General features: G+C 59.3%; 15 protein-coding genes. 12 read left to right on the top strand and 3 right to left on the bottom strand.

The annotated features are described in order from the left end of the window. Together NW856_RS07115 and NW856_RS07110 are read left to right on the top strand one after the other, a co-directional pair. On the top strand, positions 1-347 hold a 347-nt coding region (locus tag NW856_RS07115; RefSeq protein WP_414399643.1), incomplete at its 5' end, for an aldehyde dehydrogenase family protein. Then, positions 347-598 (top strand): RNA-binding S4 domain-containing protein, encoded by a 252-nt coding sequence (locus tag NW856_RS07110; RefSeq protein WP_049749586.1) that lies wholly within the window; start codon positions 347-349, stop codon positions 596-598. The genes NW856_RS07115 and NW856_RS07110, both read left to right, overlap by 1 nt. Positions 599-603: 5 nt before the next feature. Here NW856_RS07110 and NW856_RS07105 read toward each other — a convergent pair whose 3' ends face one another. The 3 genes from NW856_RS07105 to NW856_RS07095 form a co-directional block, all read right to left on the bottom strand. Beyond that, entirely contained in the window at positions 604-1,131 is a 528-nt protein-coding gene (locus tag NW856_RS07105; RefSeq protein WP_414399642.1) for a hypothetical protein, read from the bottom strand. A gap of 9 nt (positions 1,132-1,140) precedes the next feature. Further along, positions 1,141-1,527 (bottom strand): cupredoxin domain-containing protein, encoded by a 387-nt coding sequence (locus NW856_RS07100; RefSeq protein ID WP_414399641.1) that lies wholly within the window; start codon positions 1,525-1,527, stop codon positions 1,141-1,143. Positions 1,528-1,761: 234 nt separating this feature from the next. After that, the gene (locus NW856_RS07095) at positions 1,762-2,427 is read right to left on the bottom strand and encodes a DUF4439 domain-containing protein (RefSeq protein ID WP_011433484.1); all 666 of its coding nucleotides are present in this window, start codon (positions 2,425-2,427) and stop codon (positions 1,762-1,764) included. A 247-nt stretch (positions 2,428-2,674) separates the two neighbouring features. Here NW856_RS07095 and NW856_RS07090 point away from each other — a divergent pair, with 247 nt between their 5' ends. The 10 genes from NW856_RS07090 to NW856_RS07045 all read left to right on the top strand — a co-directional run. Continuing rightward, positions 2,675-3,424: a WecB/TagA/CpsF family glycosyltransferase gene (locus tag NW856_RS07090; RefSeq protein ID WP_414399640.1), complete on the top strand. Its 750-nt coding sequence runs from the start codon at positions 2,675-2,677 to the stop codon at positions 3,422-3,424. Positions 3,425-3,464: 40 nt separating this feature from the next. After that, on the top strand, positions 3,465-4,304 hold the full coding sequence (locus NW856_RS07085) for a cell division ATP-binding protein FtsE (RefSeq protein WP_238376738.1): 840 nt from the start codon (positions 3,465-3,467) through the stop codon (positions 4,302-4,304). Positions 4,305-4,397: 93 nt separating this feature from the next. Continuing rightward, complete coding sequence (locus tag NW856_RS07080; protein ID WP_414356127.1) at positions 4,398-5,309, top strand: cell division protein FtsX; 912 nt, start codon at positions 4,398-4,400, stop codon at positions 5,307-5,309. 61 nt (positions 5,310-5,370) lie between these two features. Beyond that, the gene (locus NW856_RS07075) at positions 5,371-5,973 is read left to right on the top strand and encodes a hypothetical protein (RefSeq protein WP_238376736.1); all 603 of its coding nucleotides are present in this window, start codon (positions 5,371-5,373) and stop codon (positions 5,971-5,973) included. Between the two features lie 57 nt (positions 5,974-6,030). Beyond that, entirely contained in the window at positions 6,031-7,215 is a 1,185-nt protein-coding gene (locus NW856_RS07070; protein WP_414399639.1) for a pyridoxal phosphate-dependent aminotransferase, read from the top strand. After that, complete coding sequence (locus NW856_RS07065; RefSeq protein ID WP_414399638.1) at positions 7,199-7,612, top strand: hypothetical protein; 414 nt, start codon at positions 7,199-7,201, stop codon at positions 7,610-7,612. Before NW856_RS07070 ends, NW856_RS07065 begins: the two co-directional genes overlap by 17 nt. A gap of 294 nt (positions 7,613-7,906) precedes the next feature. Then, complete coding sequence (locus tag NW856_RS07060; protein WP_011433470.1) at positions 7,907-9,532, top strand: peptide chain release factor 3; 1,626 nt, start codon at positions 7,907-7,909, stop codon at positions 9,530-9,532. A 187-nt stretch (positions 9,533-9,719) separates the two neighbouring features. Beyond that, a complete protein-coding gene (locus NW856_RS07055) occupies positions 9,720-10,955 on the top strand; it encodes an aminotransferase class V-fold PLP-dependent enzyme (RefSeq protein WP_414399637.1) in 1,236 nt (411 codons plus the stop codon). Between the two features lie 162 nt (positions 10,956-11,117). After that, entirely contained in the window at positions 11,118-13,781 is a 2,664-nt protein-coding gene (locus NW856_RS07050; protein ID WP_414399636.1) for a TIGR03960 family B12-binding radical SAM protein, read from the top strand. 766 nt (positions 13,782-14,547) lie between these two features. Then, the coding region (locus tag NW856_RS07045; RefSeq protein ID WP_414399635.1) for an Rne/Rng family ribonuclease at positions 14,548-15,780 on the top strand (1,233 nt) is incomplete at its 3' end.

The following is a 15,780-nucleotide window of genomic DNA, read 5'->3' as shown; positions in this document are numbered from 1 at the left end:
TTTACCCGCCCACGATCCTGAGCGACATCCCCCCCGATCATCCGGTGGCCCACCAGGAGATGTTCGGGCCGGTGGCGCTGCTGTTCACCGTCCCGGATGTGTCGGCAGCCATTGAGCTGGCCAACAACACGCCCTTTGGCCTGGGTGCCAGCGCCTGGACAACCGATCCAGAGGAACAAGAGCGCCTGCTGGAGGAGCTGGAGGCGGGATCCGTGTTCATCAATGGCATGGTCAAGTCCGACCCGCGCCTTCCCTTCGGCGGCATCAAACGCTCAGGGTATGGACGGGAACTGAGTCGGGAAGGGATCCTGGAATTTGTAAATGTCAAAACCTTTTGGGTGAAGTGATGGCGGAGACTCCTCAAAGGGATCCCCAGCCGGCGACGGATCCTGTGATCAAGCTGGATCAGTTCCTCAAGCTGGCGGGGGTTGCTCCCACCGGTGGGCAGGCCAAGCAGCTCATCCAAGCGGGGCAAGTGCGGGTGAATGGTGAGGTGGAAACCCGGCGGGGACGCAAGCTGCGCTCAGGAGATGAGGTGGCCGTGGGAGGTGGAGTTTGGCGAGTGCGCCTGGATAAGACCCCAAAGTCAGATCAGTGAACGGGTCAGTGCAACCGGATCAAAAGAAGCATGGCCAAAGCCCCGATTCCCCCTGCCACCGCAAACTGCCACTCCAGCCCCCACAGCAGGCAGGCAACTCCGGCCAGGATCTGGATCCCACCGGTGATCCAGTAGGGGAGACGCGGCGGATCCACCAAGCCGTTGAGCCAGTGACCCAGCCCCATTTGCCACAGCCAAAACACCCCCAGGTATGGGCTCAAAGCTGCCAAAGGGGTACGCCCGACAAAGGGCAGCACCGAGAGGATCATGCCCTGGGCGATCACCAACGTCCACACCAAACCCACAAAGTAGAGGTGGGCCAGTCCGGCTGTTCTAAACTCCGGCAAGCTAGTCTGCCGCACCATGTAGCCCAACCCAATCAGGGAAATCACCAGCCACAGCCAGTTGATGTTGGCCTCTTGGTGAAACTGGGTGGCAGCAAACCCAATCCCCAAAAGGACGGCCCAAACCAGGTACACCCGCCGACAAATGTTCCAGAAGGGAAGAGGGGATCCCAGGGGTTCCATTTGCATGGCCTTCACCTAATCGACGACGACAATGCGGCCCACCATGCTGGGGTGGATATCGCAGAAATATTCCTGGATCCCAGCTACTTCGAACACCACCGCTTTGCTCTCGTTGCGACTTAGCCGTCCCGTCCCTTGAAACTGCGCTCCCTCCACAGGAGTAGCCGTGTGGGGGGTGGAATCCAGGTTGGTGAAGGTCACCTTGCCCCCCCGCTTGAGGGTAACCTCCGAGGGCAGGTATTGAAACCCCCGAATGATTACCTCTGCTGCCGCCTTTGCTTCGACAGGATCCCGCTCCGCAACGGAGCTGGCTTGTCGCCACCGATCCACGGCCAAGATGGCCCCCACATTGAGCAGGGATCCCAGTCCACTGAGCAACAGCAACCGCCGCGTCATCGGCATAGGGCTTTCTCCACACAGGTTAGGAAGCGAAAAAAAGCTGAGGCGTTCAGAAGAAGGCGATTGCGACAGCGGTGTGGAACACCTTGACCTCCAAAGAACCTCCAAAGATCTCCAAACCCCAAGATCCTACAGAGGACGTTGGAAGGCTTTGGAGATCAGCGCCGGTGGGGGTTCTACACCTTGCTGTCGCCGGGGGTTGGCGGCTTTAGCTGGAAGTCATCGCCGGCAGGGGCTTTACACCTTCAGGATCCAGCGCTCCCGAGTCTCGGCGCTGACAAAGGGGGCAGGCACCACCAGAATGCTGGGGTCAAGGCTGTGGAACACGGCCCGGATTGCGGTGGCATGGGCAACTTCGTTGGGGCCAATGGTGCTGGCAGCAGCCACCAGGTCTTTGTTGGAAAGCTGGACAAAGGCATCGTTGTAGGCTAGGGCCGCATCGAACTCCAGAGCCAGGGCCAGCTTGGCGATGTTGGCATCGGAATCGAGATTGCCTTCTTTGTTGTCGATGTAGGTGGAAAGGTCGTAGCTATCCCGCGCCCGAGAGGGGATCCCCCCCAGTTGCCTCACGGCACCCGCCAGCAGATCCCGATGCTGCTCGTGATCCTTCAGGTTCTTGGTGGCCACTTCCAACACGATCTTGCCCACCTCAGTATTGCTCAACTTGCCGGCAGCGGTTTTGTAGGCCCAGATTGCCTGCTGTTCCAAGTCAATGGCCGCGTTGAGGATGGCGATGTCGGCAGTGTTGGACTGGGCGGCACCGGGCAGGGTGCGCAACCCAATTGCTCCACCTACGCCCGCCAGCAAACCAGCCAACAACAAGCTGCGGCGGGAAGTTGCAGGGCTGGGATCCCATTCGGCGGCCAATTGAGGCAGAGCGAAGGGAGTCTTTGCAGTCTTCATCTCAAGTCTCCTGTCTCGAAAGATGGCAACCAACCTTCAGGGACTTGCTCTGGGTCGGGCAATTCCCTCTGGCCTGGTCTGATGGAGATACGCCGTGGATGCCGCCGCGGATGCCTGAGGGAAGAGATTTCCGTGGTCAAATAGCCATGAAATGCCTCCTCGAACTCCCCTCTCCCTCTGGGAGAAGGTCCGGGCTATCTTAAAAGCGTGTCCAACGGCTCCAGTGGGGGCCAGCATTCGGTCGGTAGTGTCGTTATCCATCCATGCGATTCTGGGCGTGAACCTGCACCTTGCTCTGCCGGAGGCCAGCCTACAGAGCTACGCCACCTGGATTGAGGCGCATATTCGGGAGGGTCAGGGCGCTCAGGTGGTCACCTGCAACCCGGAAATGATCATGCAGGCGCAGCGGGATCTGGCCTTTGCCCAGGTGCTGCAAGCGGCGGAGCTGGTGATCCCCGATGGCATTGGGGTGGTGTGGGCCCTGCGGCGGCAGGGGATCCGCGTCCAGCGGGTGCCGGGGATCGAGCTGGCAGAGGCCCTGATCCCGTTGGCGGCAGAACGGGGGTGGCGCTTGGCCCTGGTGGGGGGAAGGCCGGAAGTCAACCGGGCAGCAATTCGATATTGGCAAGCCCAGTGTCCTGCTTTGGCCCTCTGGGGCTACCACGGCTACTTCTCTAGCGAGGAAGAAAAAGAGCTTCTGCAAGCTCTCCAGGAATTTCGACCGCAACTGGTGTGGGTGGGGCTGGGATCCCCGCGGCAGGAGCTGTGGATCCAAAAGTGGCGTCCCCTTTTGCCCCAAGCCATCTGGATGGGGGTGGGGGGCAGCTTGGACATTTGGGCCGGCCAAAAACGGCGAGCGCCCCGTTGGTGGCGTGACCATCACCTGGAATGGTTGTATCGTCTCTATCAGGAACCCTGGCGCTGGCGACGCATGTTAGCTCTGCCCAGCTTTGTCTGGCGAGTGCTGTGGGATCCCTCTTCTCGTTTGCGCCCCTAGTCTGCCGGCGCTCTCTCCCTCCTCTGTCTAGGCGCTTACTATGGTGATCGGTCAGCACATCGGCTATCCTCCTCGCTTACACCGTTGGGCGGGTACGGCTCCGACCCCTCATCCCCCTGCCCCAGCCCATCCAGAGGCCACCCTGGGCTTTTACAGCAGCACCCAATCCGGATCCCTGCAAGCCCCGGCCAGCATGGTGTCCTTGCGGGGCGTGAGCAAGGTCTTTCCCAACGGCAACTTAATTTTTCAGGATGTGAACTTGGAGGTGCGCCGCGGCGAGTTTGTGTTCGTAACTGGGGTCTCCGGGGCGGGCAAGTCCACCCTGCTGCGGCTACTCTACGGGGCGGAACAGGCCACCGAGGGCACGGTCATCGTCGATCAAGTCTGTCTCTTTTCTTCTGAAGGGCGGCGGCGACCCTACCGCATCCCACCGCGTCCGCTGGCCATGTTGCGGCGGCGCTTGGGGGTGGTTTTCCAAGATTATCGCCTTCTGGCCAACCGCACCCTGGCAGAAAATGTGGCCTTCGTGCTGCGCGCCCAAGGGCTGTCCCCCGCAGAAATCCGCCGTCGCATCGGGCCGACCCTAAAGATGGTGGGGCTGACCGAAAAGCGAGATCACTTTCCCCATGAGCTTTCGGGGGGGGAACAGCAGCGCCTTAGCCTGGCCCGGGCCATTGTCAACATGCCGGTGTTGCTGCTGGCGGACGAGCCGACGGGGAATCTGGATCCGGAAAACTCGCTCTTGGTTCTCCAGATTTTGGAGCGGCTCAATTCCTTTGGGGTGACCGTCATCATGACCAGCCATGACCCCTATCTGGTGGAGCGGGCCGGCCACCGGGTGGTGCGCATGGAGGGAGGGCGCCTGTATGATCTGCGCTGAGGGCTGCCGGGATCCCTATTTTGCTCTCCACAGGCTCTGTTGAGCTCCAGGGGGCAAGGGTCTGAGCCCATTGATTGTTGGATGGAGAACAGCATGCAATCTCTCTCCCGATTTCTCAATAAAATCCGCTATCTCCTACAGGAGACTTTTTTGGGGTTGCGGCGGGGGGGCTGGCTGAACTGGGCCGCTGTGAGCACCCTGCTGGTGTTGCTGTTCTTGGTGGGGATCGGCGTTGAGCTGTCCTGGGGCGTGGATGCCACGGTGCAGTCGCTGGGAGGACAACTGGAGATCTCCGTCTACCTGGAGCCGGAACGGCAGGGGGTGGAGCTGCAACCTCAGGTCGCCCAACTGCCTCATGTGGCCGAGGTGAAGGTCATCACCAAAGACCAGGCTTGGCGCAACCTTTTGCTGGAAATGGGGATCCAAGACGAGGCGGCCATGGAAACCCAGTTGGGGGAGAACCCCTTGGTGGATGCTCTGCGGGTTAAGGCGGATTCCACCGAAGCCTTGGGGGAAGTGGCGGAGCAGATTCGCCAACTGGAAGGGGTGGATGAGGTCTACTACGGCGACCGCATTGTGGAGCAACTGGCCCAGCTCCAGGACATGCTACGGCTGGGATCCCTGACCATTACCGGCGTGTTGGCCCTGACAGCGGTGGCGGTCATCACCACCACCATTCGCCTGATCGTCATGGCGCGGCGGCGGGAGATCGAGGTGATGCAATTGGTGGGGGCGACGGCAGCCTGGATTTACTTGCCCTTTATTTTGCAAGGGTGCCTGTTTGGGGTGATCAGCGCAGTGGGAGCTTGGGGATTGATCTTGGGATCCCAGCAGTTGCTGCAGGAGCTGCTGGAGCAGTTGATTGCCTTGCCCTTCCTCAAGGTGATGCAGGCAGATCGCAGCCAACTGGAGTTTTGGCTCTTGCCGTCGATGTTGTTGGGGATGGGGGTTTTTCTGGGCACCACCAGCAGCTTGATCGCGGTGCGCAAGTCGGCAGGGCGATGAGCTGGAGGCGATGCTGAGGAAAGCCCTGGATATTCCAATCTGAGGATCGCCATAGGATAAGATGATGGACTCTACTTCCCTGGCTTTCCAAGATCTGGCCGCCATGAACCCATTGCCTCCTCCCGCCCACCCCTACCAGTTCCGCGCTTTGGGCCTGATTAAGGGATCCCTGAAATCGATCCCCAAGACTTATGCGCAGGCAACCTTGGTTGCCTCTGACGGAGCAGAATATCCGGCTACCCCCGGACGCGCCGAGCTTCTCGGCCCCTTCGAGCACTGCATCAAGAGCGGCCATACCTACTGGTACTACGTGCAGCCGCAGCCGCGTTCAGGGGGGGCTTTGGGCTTGAGCATCATCCGCATCCTGGCCCTGCCGGAAGAGGAGCAAGACCCAGAGTGGGAAGAAGAACCGTTTTTGCCTGCCCCTGAGGACACAGAGGAAGGCTTTAACATCCGCGGCATTGTCGAGCCCCACGATGGCTTTGTTGAGGTGACCGTGCGGCGCAAGCCCCAGGGAACCAAGCAATTTGCTCCTCTGCAATTGCGCTTGGAAGGGTTCTTGCCCGGAGCTGTGGCGGGCGAGTTTTGGGATCTGTTGGCAGAGCGAGAGGGCAACAAACTGCTGTTGGTGGATGGTACCCGCCTGTTGACCGCAGTAGCCTAGCTATCTAGATTGGCCCTGCTTGAGAACCTTAAAATAAACCAAAGAGCTTCCCAACCGATGGTGTCTGCTGCCGGCTTGTCCCAACGGGTCGCCCATCTATCCCCTTCCCCCACGTTGTCCATTTCGGCTCTGGCTAAAGCCATGCAGGCAGAGGGGCTGGATGTGTGTAGCTTGAGCGCGGGCGAGCCGGATTTCGATACGCCTGACCACATTCGGGCCGCGGCCATCCGTGCTCTGGAAGAGGGCAAAACCCGCTACGGCCCCACCGCTGGGATCCCCGCCCTTCGCCAAGCAGTGGCCGATAAGCTGCGGCAGGAAAACGGCCTGGAGTTCAGCCACGACCAAATCCTGATCAGCAACGGCGGCAAGCAAACCCTGTTTAACCTGGCCATGGTGCTGCTGGATCCCGGCGATGAAGTGATCCTGCCTGTTCCCTACTGGGTCAGCTACCCCGAAATTGCCATTTTGGCAGGGGCAAAGGTTGTGCAGGTGCAGACGGAAGAGGCCCAGGGGTTCAAGCTCACCGCCGCCCAACTGCGCCAGGCCCTCACCCCCCGTAGCAAGCTGCTGATTCTCAACTCGCCGGCCAACCCCACCGGAGCCGTTTACCACCAGCACGAGCTGGCAGCTCTGGCAGAGGTGATCCTCTCCGCCCCCCATCTGTACGTGATCTGCGACGAGATCTACGAAAAGCTGGTTTATGGACAAGCCCGCCACATCAGCCTGGGATCCCTTTGCCCTGACTTGATGCCGCGCCTGATTCTCAGCAGTGGCTTTGCCAAAGCCTACGCCATGACCGGCTGGCGGGTGGGCTACTTGGCCGGGCCCAAGCCCATCATTGAGGCGGCCATCAACCTGCAAAGCCACAGCACCTCCAATGTCTGCACCTTCGCCCAGTACGGTGCTCTGGAAGCCCTGACCAGCCCCCTATCGGCAGCGGCTGTGGAAAAAATGCGCCAAGAATTCTGGCAGCGGCGAGATCTGATGCTGGACGGGATCCGCACCTTGCCGGGGGTGACTTGCCCGGAGCCGGAGGGCGCATTTTATGTGTTTGTCAACATCGGCCAAACCGGGTTAAGTTCGGTGGAGTTTTGCCGGCAGCTGCTCAAGGAACACCACGTGGCTGCTGTGCCGGGGGTAGCCTTTGGGGCAGATTCCTACATTCGCCTTTCCTATGCTGCCGATCGCACCACCCTCGAAAAAGGGCTGCAGCGGCTGCACCGGTTTGTGTCTTCCCTCTGAAAAGCCAGCCGAGCTTTTGCCCCCTGCTACTGCTTGCACCGACAATGGGGTTCGCCGCAATGGCACCCCCAATGGGCAGGGTGCCCAGTCGGATCCCCGCGAGGCTCTGGATGCACAACTGGGCCTGCAAAAGCTTACCCTCAAATGGTCTGCCGAGAGGGTAGAAAAGCTGGGATCCCTGGAAAGCGCCACCGGGCTACCGGGCGAGATTTTGCTGGAAGTCCTGCTGGATCATTGGGAACAATTGCCCAAGCCCTTGCAGCAAGATTGCCTCCTGCAAGCCCACCGCATTCGCGTCGAGCGGCTGGTGATCAGCCAAAACTTCACCATTGCCACGATTGAGCAACTGCTCTTCACGTCAGCGTCGCGCAACAACAACGAGCAGCATCTGCTTTGAGTTCTGGCCGGTTGGCCTGGGAAATTCCCCCTCAAGATCTCCGCCAGTATGCCAGACAACAGGGATCCCTGTTCCTGTGCTAGGGTCAAAATGGTTCTGTTGGCTTTTCGCGCTTTTCGGCCTGTGCTCTCTCCCCCTCGCTACTTGGCGGCAACCCAACCTCATTATTCTCAAGCGTATTTCCCACTGATTTTCTATTTTTTCCTTCTCCGTATTTCTCCCATCCTTTAGGGGACAACATCGCGGCGGAATCTTCTTTAAGGCGACCAGGTTGTAGTGGAGCGGCAACAGTTGATGAAAGAACTTGATTTGGCCAAAGCTGTAGAGCAACGGCGCACCTTTGCCATTATTTCCCATCCCGATGCGGGGAAGACCACCCTCACCGAAAAGCTGCTGTTGTACGGGGGGGCCATTCAAGAAGCGGGAGCTGTGAAGGCCCGTCGGGCGCAAAAGCGGGCCACTTCCGACTGGATGGAACTGGAAAAGCAGCGGGGTATTTCCATCACCTCTACCGTCCTGCAATTTGATTACCGCAACATTCGTCTCAATCTGCTGGATACTCCCGGCCACCAGGACTTCAGCGAAGACACCTATCGCACCCTGGCAGCGGCTGACAATGCCGTGATGCTGGAAGATGCCGGCAAAGGGTTGGAAACCCAGACCCGCAAGCTGTTTGAAGTGTGTCAGATGCGGGGGCTGCCGATTTTTACCTTTATCAACAAGATGGATCGCCCAAGTCGGGATCCCTTGGAGCTGATGGATGAAATTGAGACGGAACTGGGCCTCAAGCCCTATCCTGTCAACTGGCCGATTGGCTCAGGCGAGCGATTTACTGCGCTATTTGACCGCCGAACTCAGGAGTTTCATTTCTTTGAGCGGGTATCTGGGGGGCGGCTAAGAGTTCAAGATACTGTCATTAAACTTGGGGATCCGCAAATTGAGGAGTTGATCGACAAGGACTTGTATTACCAATTCAAGGAAGAGCTGGAACTGCTGGATGGTCTCATGCCCACCTTGGATCTAAAACAGGTGCATTCTGGCAAACAAACCCCGGTCTTTTTCGGCAGTGCCATGACCAATTTTGGGGTGGAGCTTTTCCTCAATGCATTTTTGGAGTATTCCTTACCGCCAATGCCTCACGAGAGCACTGCTGGGCTAATCCCGCCCGAACATCCTGAGTTTACGGGCTTCGTCTTTAAACTGCAGGCCAACATGGATCCCCGCCATCGGGATCGCGTTGCTTTTGTGCGCATCTGTTCCGGCAAGTTTGAGAAGGATATGGTGGTCAACCATGCCCGCCTCAATCGTCCCATTCGCCTATCTTATCCCCAGAAGTTGTTTGCTCAAGAGCGCATCTCCATCGATGAAGCTTACCCTGGGGATGTGATCGGCCTGAATAATCCCGGCATCTTCACCATTGGGGATACCATCTACACCGGCCCGAAGCTGCGCTACGCCGGGATCCCCAGCTTTTCTCCTGAGCTGTTTGCCTACTTGAAGAATCCCAATCCTTCCAAGTTTAAGCAGTTCCAGAAAGGGGTAGCGGAACTGCGGGAAGAAGGGGCTGTACAAATCATGTACTCTATCGACGATTCCAAACGGGATCCGATTGTGGCAGCGGTGGGCCAGTTGCAGTTTGAGGTTTTGCAGTATCGCCTTGAAAGTGAATACAACGTCGAAACCCGACTGGAGATGTTGCCCTACACCCTGGCTCGCTGGGTCGAGAATGGCTGGAAGGCGCTGGAGAACATCCCCAGCTTGTTTAACACCCTAGTTGTTAAAGACATTCAAGACAGGCCCGTTCTTCTGTTTAAGAACGAGTGGACTTTACAGCAATTTGCTGCCAGCAACCCTAAAATCAAGCTCAGCAAAATTGCCCCTATCTCGGATCTCGGCCCAGAATTGGGTGACGGCCAATAGATCAACCCAAGAGAATCTTTCTCCGGGGGGCCTCAGGTTTCGATATTCAACTGAGATGCCATTGGTCTCCACATCAGCGGTGTTGATAGGTGTTGATATCTTCAGATTTCTGAGCAAACCCCTCACACAGATCGCAGCAATTCCCCCATCTTTTTCCTGCATCGTCCAGGGACAGAGGGAGTGAACCATGCCTTTCTTCTCCAACCTGGGATCCGATTCTCCCCACTTTGGCGCTGCCCTCAGTGCTTGTGCGCCACTTTGCGAACGCTCCTTGTGGGGACTGGATCCGCAAGCCGTTTTTTTGAATCACGGCTCCTATGGCGCGACCCCGAAAAAGGTGTTGCAGGCCCAGAGTGCATGGCGGGAACGCCTGGAGGCTCAGCCGGTGCAGTTTATGGGAGAGGAACTTCCCCGAGCTTTACGGGCGGCAGCAGCAGAGCTGGCCTATTTTGTCGGCGCTGAACCTGAAAATCTGGTGTTTGTGGAAAATGCCACCAGCGGGGTGAATGCCGTTTTGCGCTCGCTGCGGTTCCGGCCAGGGGATCAGATCGCCTGCACCAACCACGGCTACGGGGCTGTTCGTCAGGCGCTACAGTATGTCTATGCCCAGTGGGGAGCCATCCCGGTTGAGGCGCAGATCCCTTTTCCCATTGCAGGGCCGGAGCAGGTTATCGCCGCCTTCGAGACTATCCTCACCCCCCAAACCCGTTTGGCGGTCTTGGATCACCTCACCTCGCCTACGGCTCTGATCTACCCCCTGCCTGAGCTGATCGGCCTCTGTCGGGAGCGCGGGATCCCAGTTTTGGTGGATGGCGCCCATGCCCCTGGGGTTCTCCCCTTGGAGTTGGAAAGGCTGGGGGCCGATTGGTACACCGGCAATGCCCACAAGTGGCTGTTTGCCCCGAAAGGCTGTGCTTTTTTGTGGGTGGCCCCCCACCGACAGGCTCAAACCCATCCTACGGTGATCTCCCACGGCTTTGGGCAAGGGTTCACAGCCGAGTTCGACTGGGTGGGCACACGGGATCCCAGCGCTTGGTTGGCCGTTTCAGCAGCCCTGGCGTTTATCCAGGAGGTGGGGCTAGACAATATCCGTCAGCACAACCACACTCTGCTGCTGCAGGCGCGGCAGTTGCTTTTGGAGACTCTTGAAGGGATCCCGCCCGCCCCCGAAAAGATGTTGGGCTTTATGGCCACCCTACCCTTGCCGCCATTTTGGCAGCAGTGGATCCCTGAGCTTCCTCTTGAGGAGCGCGCCCGTCGGCTTCACGATTACCTCTGGTACAAGTACCGCATTGAGGTTCCGATCATCCCCTTCGCCGGGCAGCTTTGGGTACGCATCTCGGCCCAGGTCTACAACCGTTTGGCAGAGTACGAACAGTTGGCGCTGGCCTTGCAGCGTCCGCCGCAGAGTTTTCCCGGTTGAACAGACTTCACGACATTGCAAGTATGGTTGTTTCGCCTACCGGTAACCTGCAAACTTAGAGAGGCAAAGCGCGAGGCAAAGCGCTTTCCCTTGGGTTGGGTCTGCTCGAAGAGTTCGGCTAGAGTCAGATCAGTGGCTGTATTAACGTCTCGGCGGATCCCCATGCTCTCTCTGGCTGCAACTGAACCGCATCTGAGTCCCATCGATCTGGATCGCCTGCTTACCCCTGAGATTCAGCGGCCAGCCCGCTACTTAGGCAAAGAGTTTGGCGCCGTCCACCGTCCTTGGGATTCGGCGCGGGTGCGTTGGGTGCTGAGCTATCCAGAGTTGTACGAGGTGGGAGCTTCCAACCTGGGCCACCTCATCCTCTACAACATCCTCAACGCTCAGCCGGATCAACTGTGTGACCGCACCTACTTGCCAGGCCCGGATCTGGCGGCCCGCCTGCGGCAGTTGGGGATCCCGCTGTTTGCCGTGGAATCCCGCCGTCCTCTGCGCGCCTTTCACATCATCGGCTTCAGCCTGGCTTACGAGCTGGGGGGCACCAACATCCTGGAGATGCTGGACCTAGCCGGGATCCCGCTCAAGTGGTGGGAGCGGCAGCCCTTTACCCCGGAAGAGTGCCCTCTGATCTTTGCCGGCGGGCCAACCGCCACCTCCAACCCGGAGCCCTTTGCCGACTTTTTCGATTTCTTCGTCTTCGGAGATGGGGAAGAGGTGCTGCCGGAAATTGGCCAAGTGCTGGCCGGATCCCTGTCCAAGCCCCGCCGAGAGGTCTTGCTGGAGCTGGCCCAGGTGCCGGGGGTGTACGTGCCCCAGTTTTACGAGGGGATCCCACCGCGGCCCATCGTGCCTGGGGTGCCGGAGCGCGTCCGCCGTCGGGTGGCCCTGCCTCAACCCCAATACTCCGTCGGCCTGGTGCCTTTGGTGGAAACCGTCCACGACCGCCTGGTGATGGAAGTGCGGCGGGGCTGCACACGGGGCTGCCGATTTTGCCAGCCGGGAATGCTTACCCGCCCAGCGCGGGATGTGGATCCGGAAGCAGTGGTGGAGGCTGTGGTGCAGGGCTTGCGGAGAACAGGTTACAACGAATTTTCCCTCTCTTCTCTCAGTTGCTCCGACTACCTTTCCCTGCCGGCGGTGGGAGCGGAGCTGCACAACCGTCTCCTCAGAGAACACATTGCCCTTTCCCTGCCCAGCCAGCGGGTGGATCGCTTTGATGAGCAAATTGCCGCCATCATGAAGGGATCCCGCCGCTCCGGCCTCACCTTTGCCCCCGAAGCTGGCACGCAACGGCTGCGGGACATCATCAACAAGGGCCTCACCGATGCCGACTTGATTCGCGGCATTCGCACCGCCGTCCAAGAGGGCTGGGACAAAATCAAGCTCTATTTCATGATTGGCCTGCCCGGCGAGACCGACGCCGATGTCCTGGGGATCGCCCGCACCGTCGAGATGCTGCAGCGAGAATGTGCAGCCCTGGGTCGCAAGCGGGTGGAATTTACCCTCACCCTCTCCAACTTCACCCCCAAGCCCCACACCCCCTTCCAGTGGCACCGGGTGGACTACGCCGACGTGCAGCGCAAGCAAACCCTGCTGCAGAAGGAGCTGCGCCGGCTACGGGGAGTCAAGGCCCACTTCACCGACATCCGCTTCAGCATCCTGGAAGACTTCATCGGCAAAGGGGATCGCTCCCTGGGACAGATGATCGAGCGGGCTTGGCGGGCCGGTGCCGGCATGGATGCCTGGTGGGAAAGCATCGACACCGCCTATGCTGCCTGGGTGAGGGCCTACTGCGGCGAAGAGGTGGATCCTGCCGCCGATCCGGTCGCCCTCTGCGCCCATCTCCCCATCCGGGAATTGGGCCTGGAGGATCCCTTGCCCTGGGATCACATCGATACCGGCATCGACAAAAAATGGCTGCAAAAAGACTACCGCCGCGCCCTGGAAGCCCTCACCGTGGAAGACTGCTCCTTCGAGGGCTGCTCCGCCTGCGGCATCTGCGGCCCCGGCTTCGGCCACAACATCGTCATTCCCCCTCCGCCCGTCCCGCCCCTGCAGAGCAAACCCACCCCCACCCCGGATCCCCTGGAGCCGGAGCCACCTGCCCAGCGTTTCCGCATCACCTACGGCAAAACCGGGGATCTGCGCTGGCTGGGCCACCTGGATCTCATGCGCCTGTGGGAACGGGCCTGTCGGCGAGCGGGGTTACCTCTGGCCTTCAGCGGCGGCTACCACCCCATGCCCCGCCTGGCCAACGCCAACGCTCTGCCCATCGGCCAGGAAGGCTATGGCGAAATCCTGGATCTGGAGCTGCTGGATCGGCCTGAAGGTCCTCTGACGCCTGAGAAACTGCGCGCCCTTCTGAGCGAACAACTGCCCCCGGAGATCCCCATTCAAGCTGTCCAAGAAATTGGCCTTCGGGATCCCTCTGCCACCGCAGCCGTTTACGCCGCCGAATATCAGCTTACGGTGAGCTGCGAGTTGCCCAAAGCCATTTGCGTCAGCGGGATGGAGTCCTCTTGGCCCGCCTGGGTCACCCAGATCCTAGACGCGCAGGAAATCTGGATTGAAAAAACCTCCAAGTCTGGCAAGTCCTCTCCCTTCAATGCCCGCGCCCTGCTGTACTACCTAGAGTTTCAGGGCCTGACCCCCGAGGGCAGCGCTTGCCTCCTTTACCGGGGCAGTTGCCGCAACGACGGTGCCTACCTGCGGCCCACCCATCTGGTTCAAATGGCCGAGTCATTGGGGTTGCCCCACTGGACACTACAGACGGCAAAGCGGCTGCGCCTGTTGTGGGAGAACCCCCTAGCCGATCCAGATTGAGCACTTCCTCTGGGAGCAACCCAAGGGCTAAGGGTCTGTCTGGGCTGAGGGATCCCACAAGCGCTATAATGCTGCTATTGCTGGCTCCTGCCGCTGTGGGGCTCGCCAAGCATCAACTTGACCAAGGGCGGGGTGAGCAGCAGGCAAAAGCTGGGCCGGATTCTGGAATGGAGACACTCTTAACTCAGTACCCAGGGCAGGTAACAGGCGTGATGGGGTCGAGTCGATAGGTGCAACAGAAAAGTGTGCCTCTTCGACCTGGCCCAGATCTAACCAGAAAATTTTACCCTGAGAAGGTGCTTCTTTCCGCGCGCAAACCCTGTCTTGTTGTGGACTATCGCTACGCGACGCTTTCGCGAACAGGCTGGGCCGCACAACTGGGGTTCTGCAATGGGCCAGCGTTCGATCTCCCGAGGCGGAGCCGTCTTGCTCCCTGAGCCTATCGATTGAGCCCATCCATGAATCTCCATGCAAACCTCACCGAATCCATTCATCCCATCCGATGAGTTTTCCTTCCAATCAGCAGAAGCCCCCCGCTGTACCCACCAGAGCCAGCATTGGGTAGTTCACATGCACTTAAACTCACCTCACCCATTGGAGAGGAAACAAAGCCAAGCGTCAAAGCAGAGCTGAGGGTAATGGACAGCCCCATGACGACTCGATCCTGGTTAAAGAAACTTGAGCAGATCCCAGCAAAAGGACAACACCTCGCCAGAATGAGGGTTCAGCCCGTAACCGCGTGCCCTTGGGGCGGGGAGGGAAGTTAATGCCCAGGCAGATTGTCATTGCTGAGCAACATCGAGTGGCAGCCGTCTTCGCCGAAGATCAAGTGCAGGAGCTGATCGTCGCCAGCGGCGCTCACCAAGTGGGAGACGTTTACGTCGGAATCATCGAGAACGTTCTGCCCAGCATCGATGCCGCTTTCGTCAACATCGGCCCTGCAGAGCGCAATGGGTTTATCCACGTCAGCGACCTGGGCCCGCTGCGCCTCAAGCGAAGTCATGCCTCGATTTCTGAGCTGGTCTTGCCGCAGCAAAAGGTGCTGGTACAGGTGATGAAAGAGCCTACCGGCAACAAAGGGCCAAGGCTTACCGGAGATTTGGCCTTTCCAGGGCGGTATTTGGTGTTGCGACCCTACGGAAAAGGCGTTCATCTGTCCCGCCGCATCGAGGATCGAGAAGAACGCAACCGTTTGAAGTCGCTGGCCATTTTGATTAAACCCCCGCAGATGGGCCTGTTGGTGCGCACCGAAGCGGAAGGTGTGTCCGAAGAAGCGATGATCGACGACCTGGAGCAATTGAAGAAACTCTGGGAAGATATTCAACAGCAGTATCAGACAGCACGGGGGCCGGGGCTACTCAACCGGGATGACGACTTTATTCAGCGGGTGCTGCGGGATGTTTACTCCGACGATGTGAACCGTATTGTGACCGACTCTGCGGCAGGAGCGAAGCGAGTCCGTAGCTATCTGCAGGGCTGGAACAAGGGCCAAATGCCCCCTGGTGTCGTTGTCGATGCCCACCGCGAGCCCACCCCCATTCTGGAGTATTTTCGGGTCAACGCGGTTATTCGGCAGGCGCTGCGGCCACGGGTGGATCTGCCCTCTGGTGGCTACATCATCATCGAGCCCACCGAGGCCCTGACGGTAATTGATGTTAACTCGGGCTCCTTCACCCAATCGGCCACTTCTCGGGAGACAGTGCTGTGGACAAACTGTGAGGCGGCTACCGAGATTGCCCGCCAATTGAGGCTGCGCAACATTGCCGGTGTGATTGTGGTGGACTTCATCGACATGGATTCCCGCCGCGACCAGTTGCTGGTTTTGGAGCATTTTAACAAGGCCCTCTCCAGCGACAAAGCTCGCCCACAGGTGGTCCAACTGTCGGAATTGGGGCTGGTGGAGCTCACCCGCAAACGGCAGGGGCAAAGCCTTTATGAGATCTTCGGCCATTCTTGCCCTACCTGTGAGGGGCTGGGGATCCTGGCCCGCTTGCCGGGG

The sequence above is a fragment of the Synechococcus sp. R3-13 genome, from assembly GCF_047462195.1.
Lineage (GTDB): Bacteria > Cyanobacteriota > Cyanobacteriia > Thermostichales > Thermostichaceae > Thermostichus.
The sequence above is the reverse complement of the archived record's forward strand: the minus strand, read 5'-3'. Positions and strand labels throughout refer to the sequence as shown.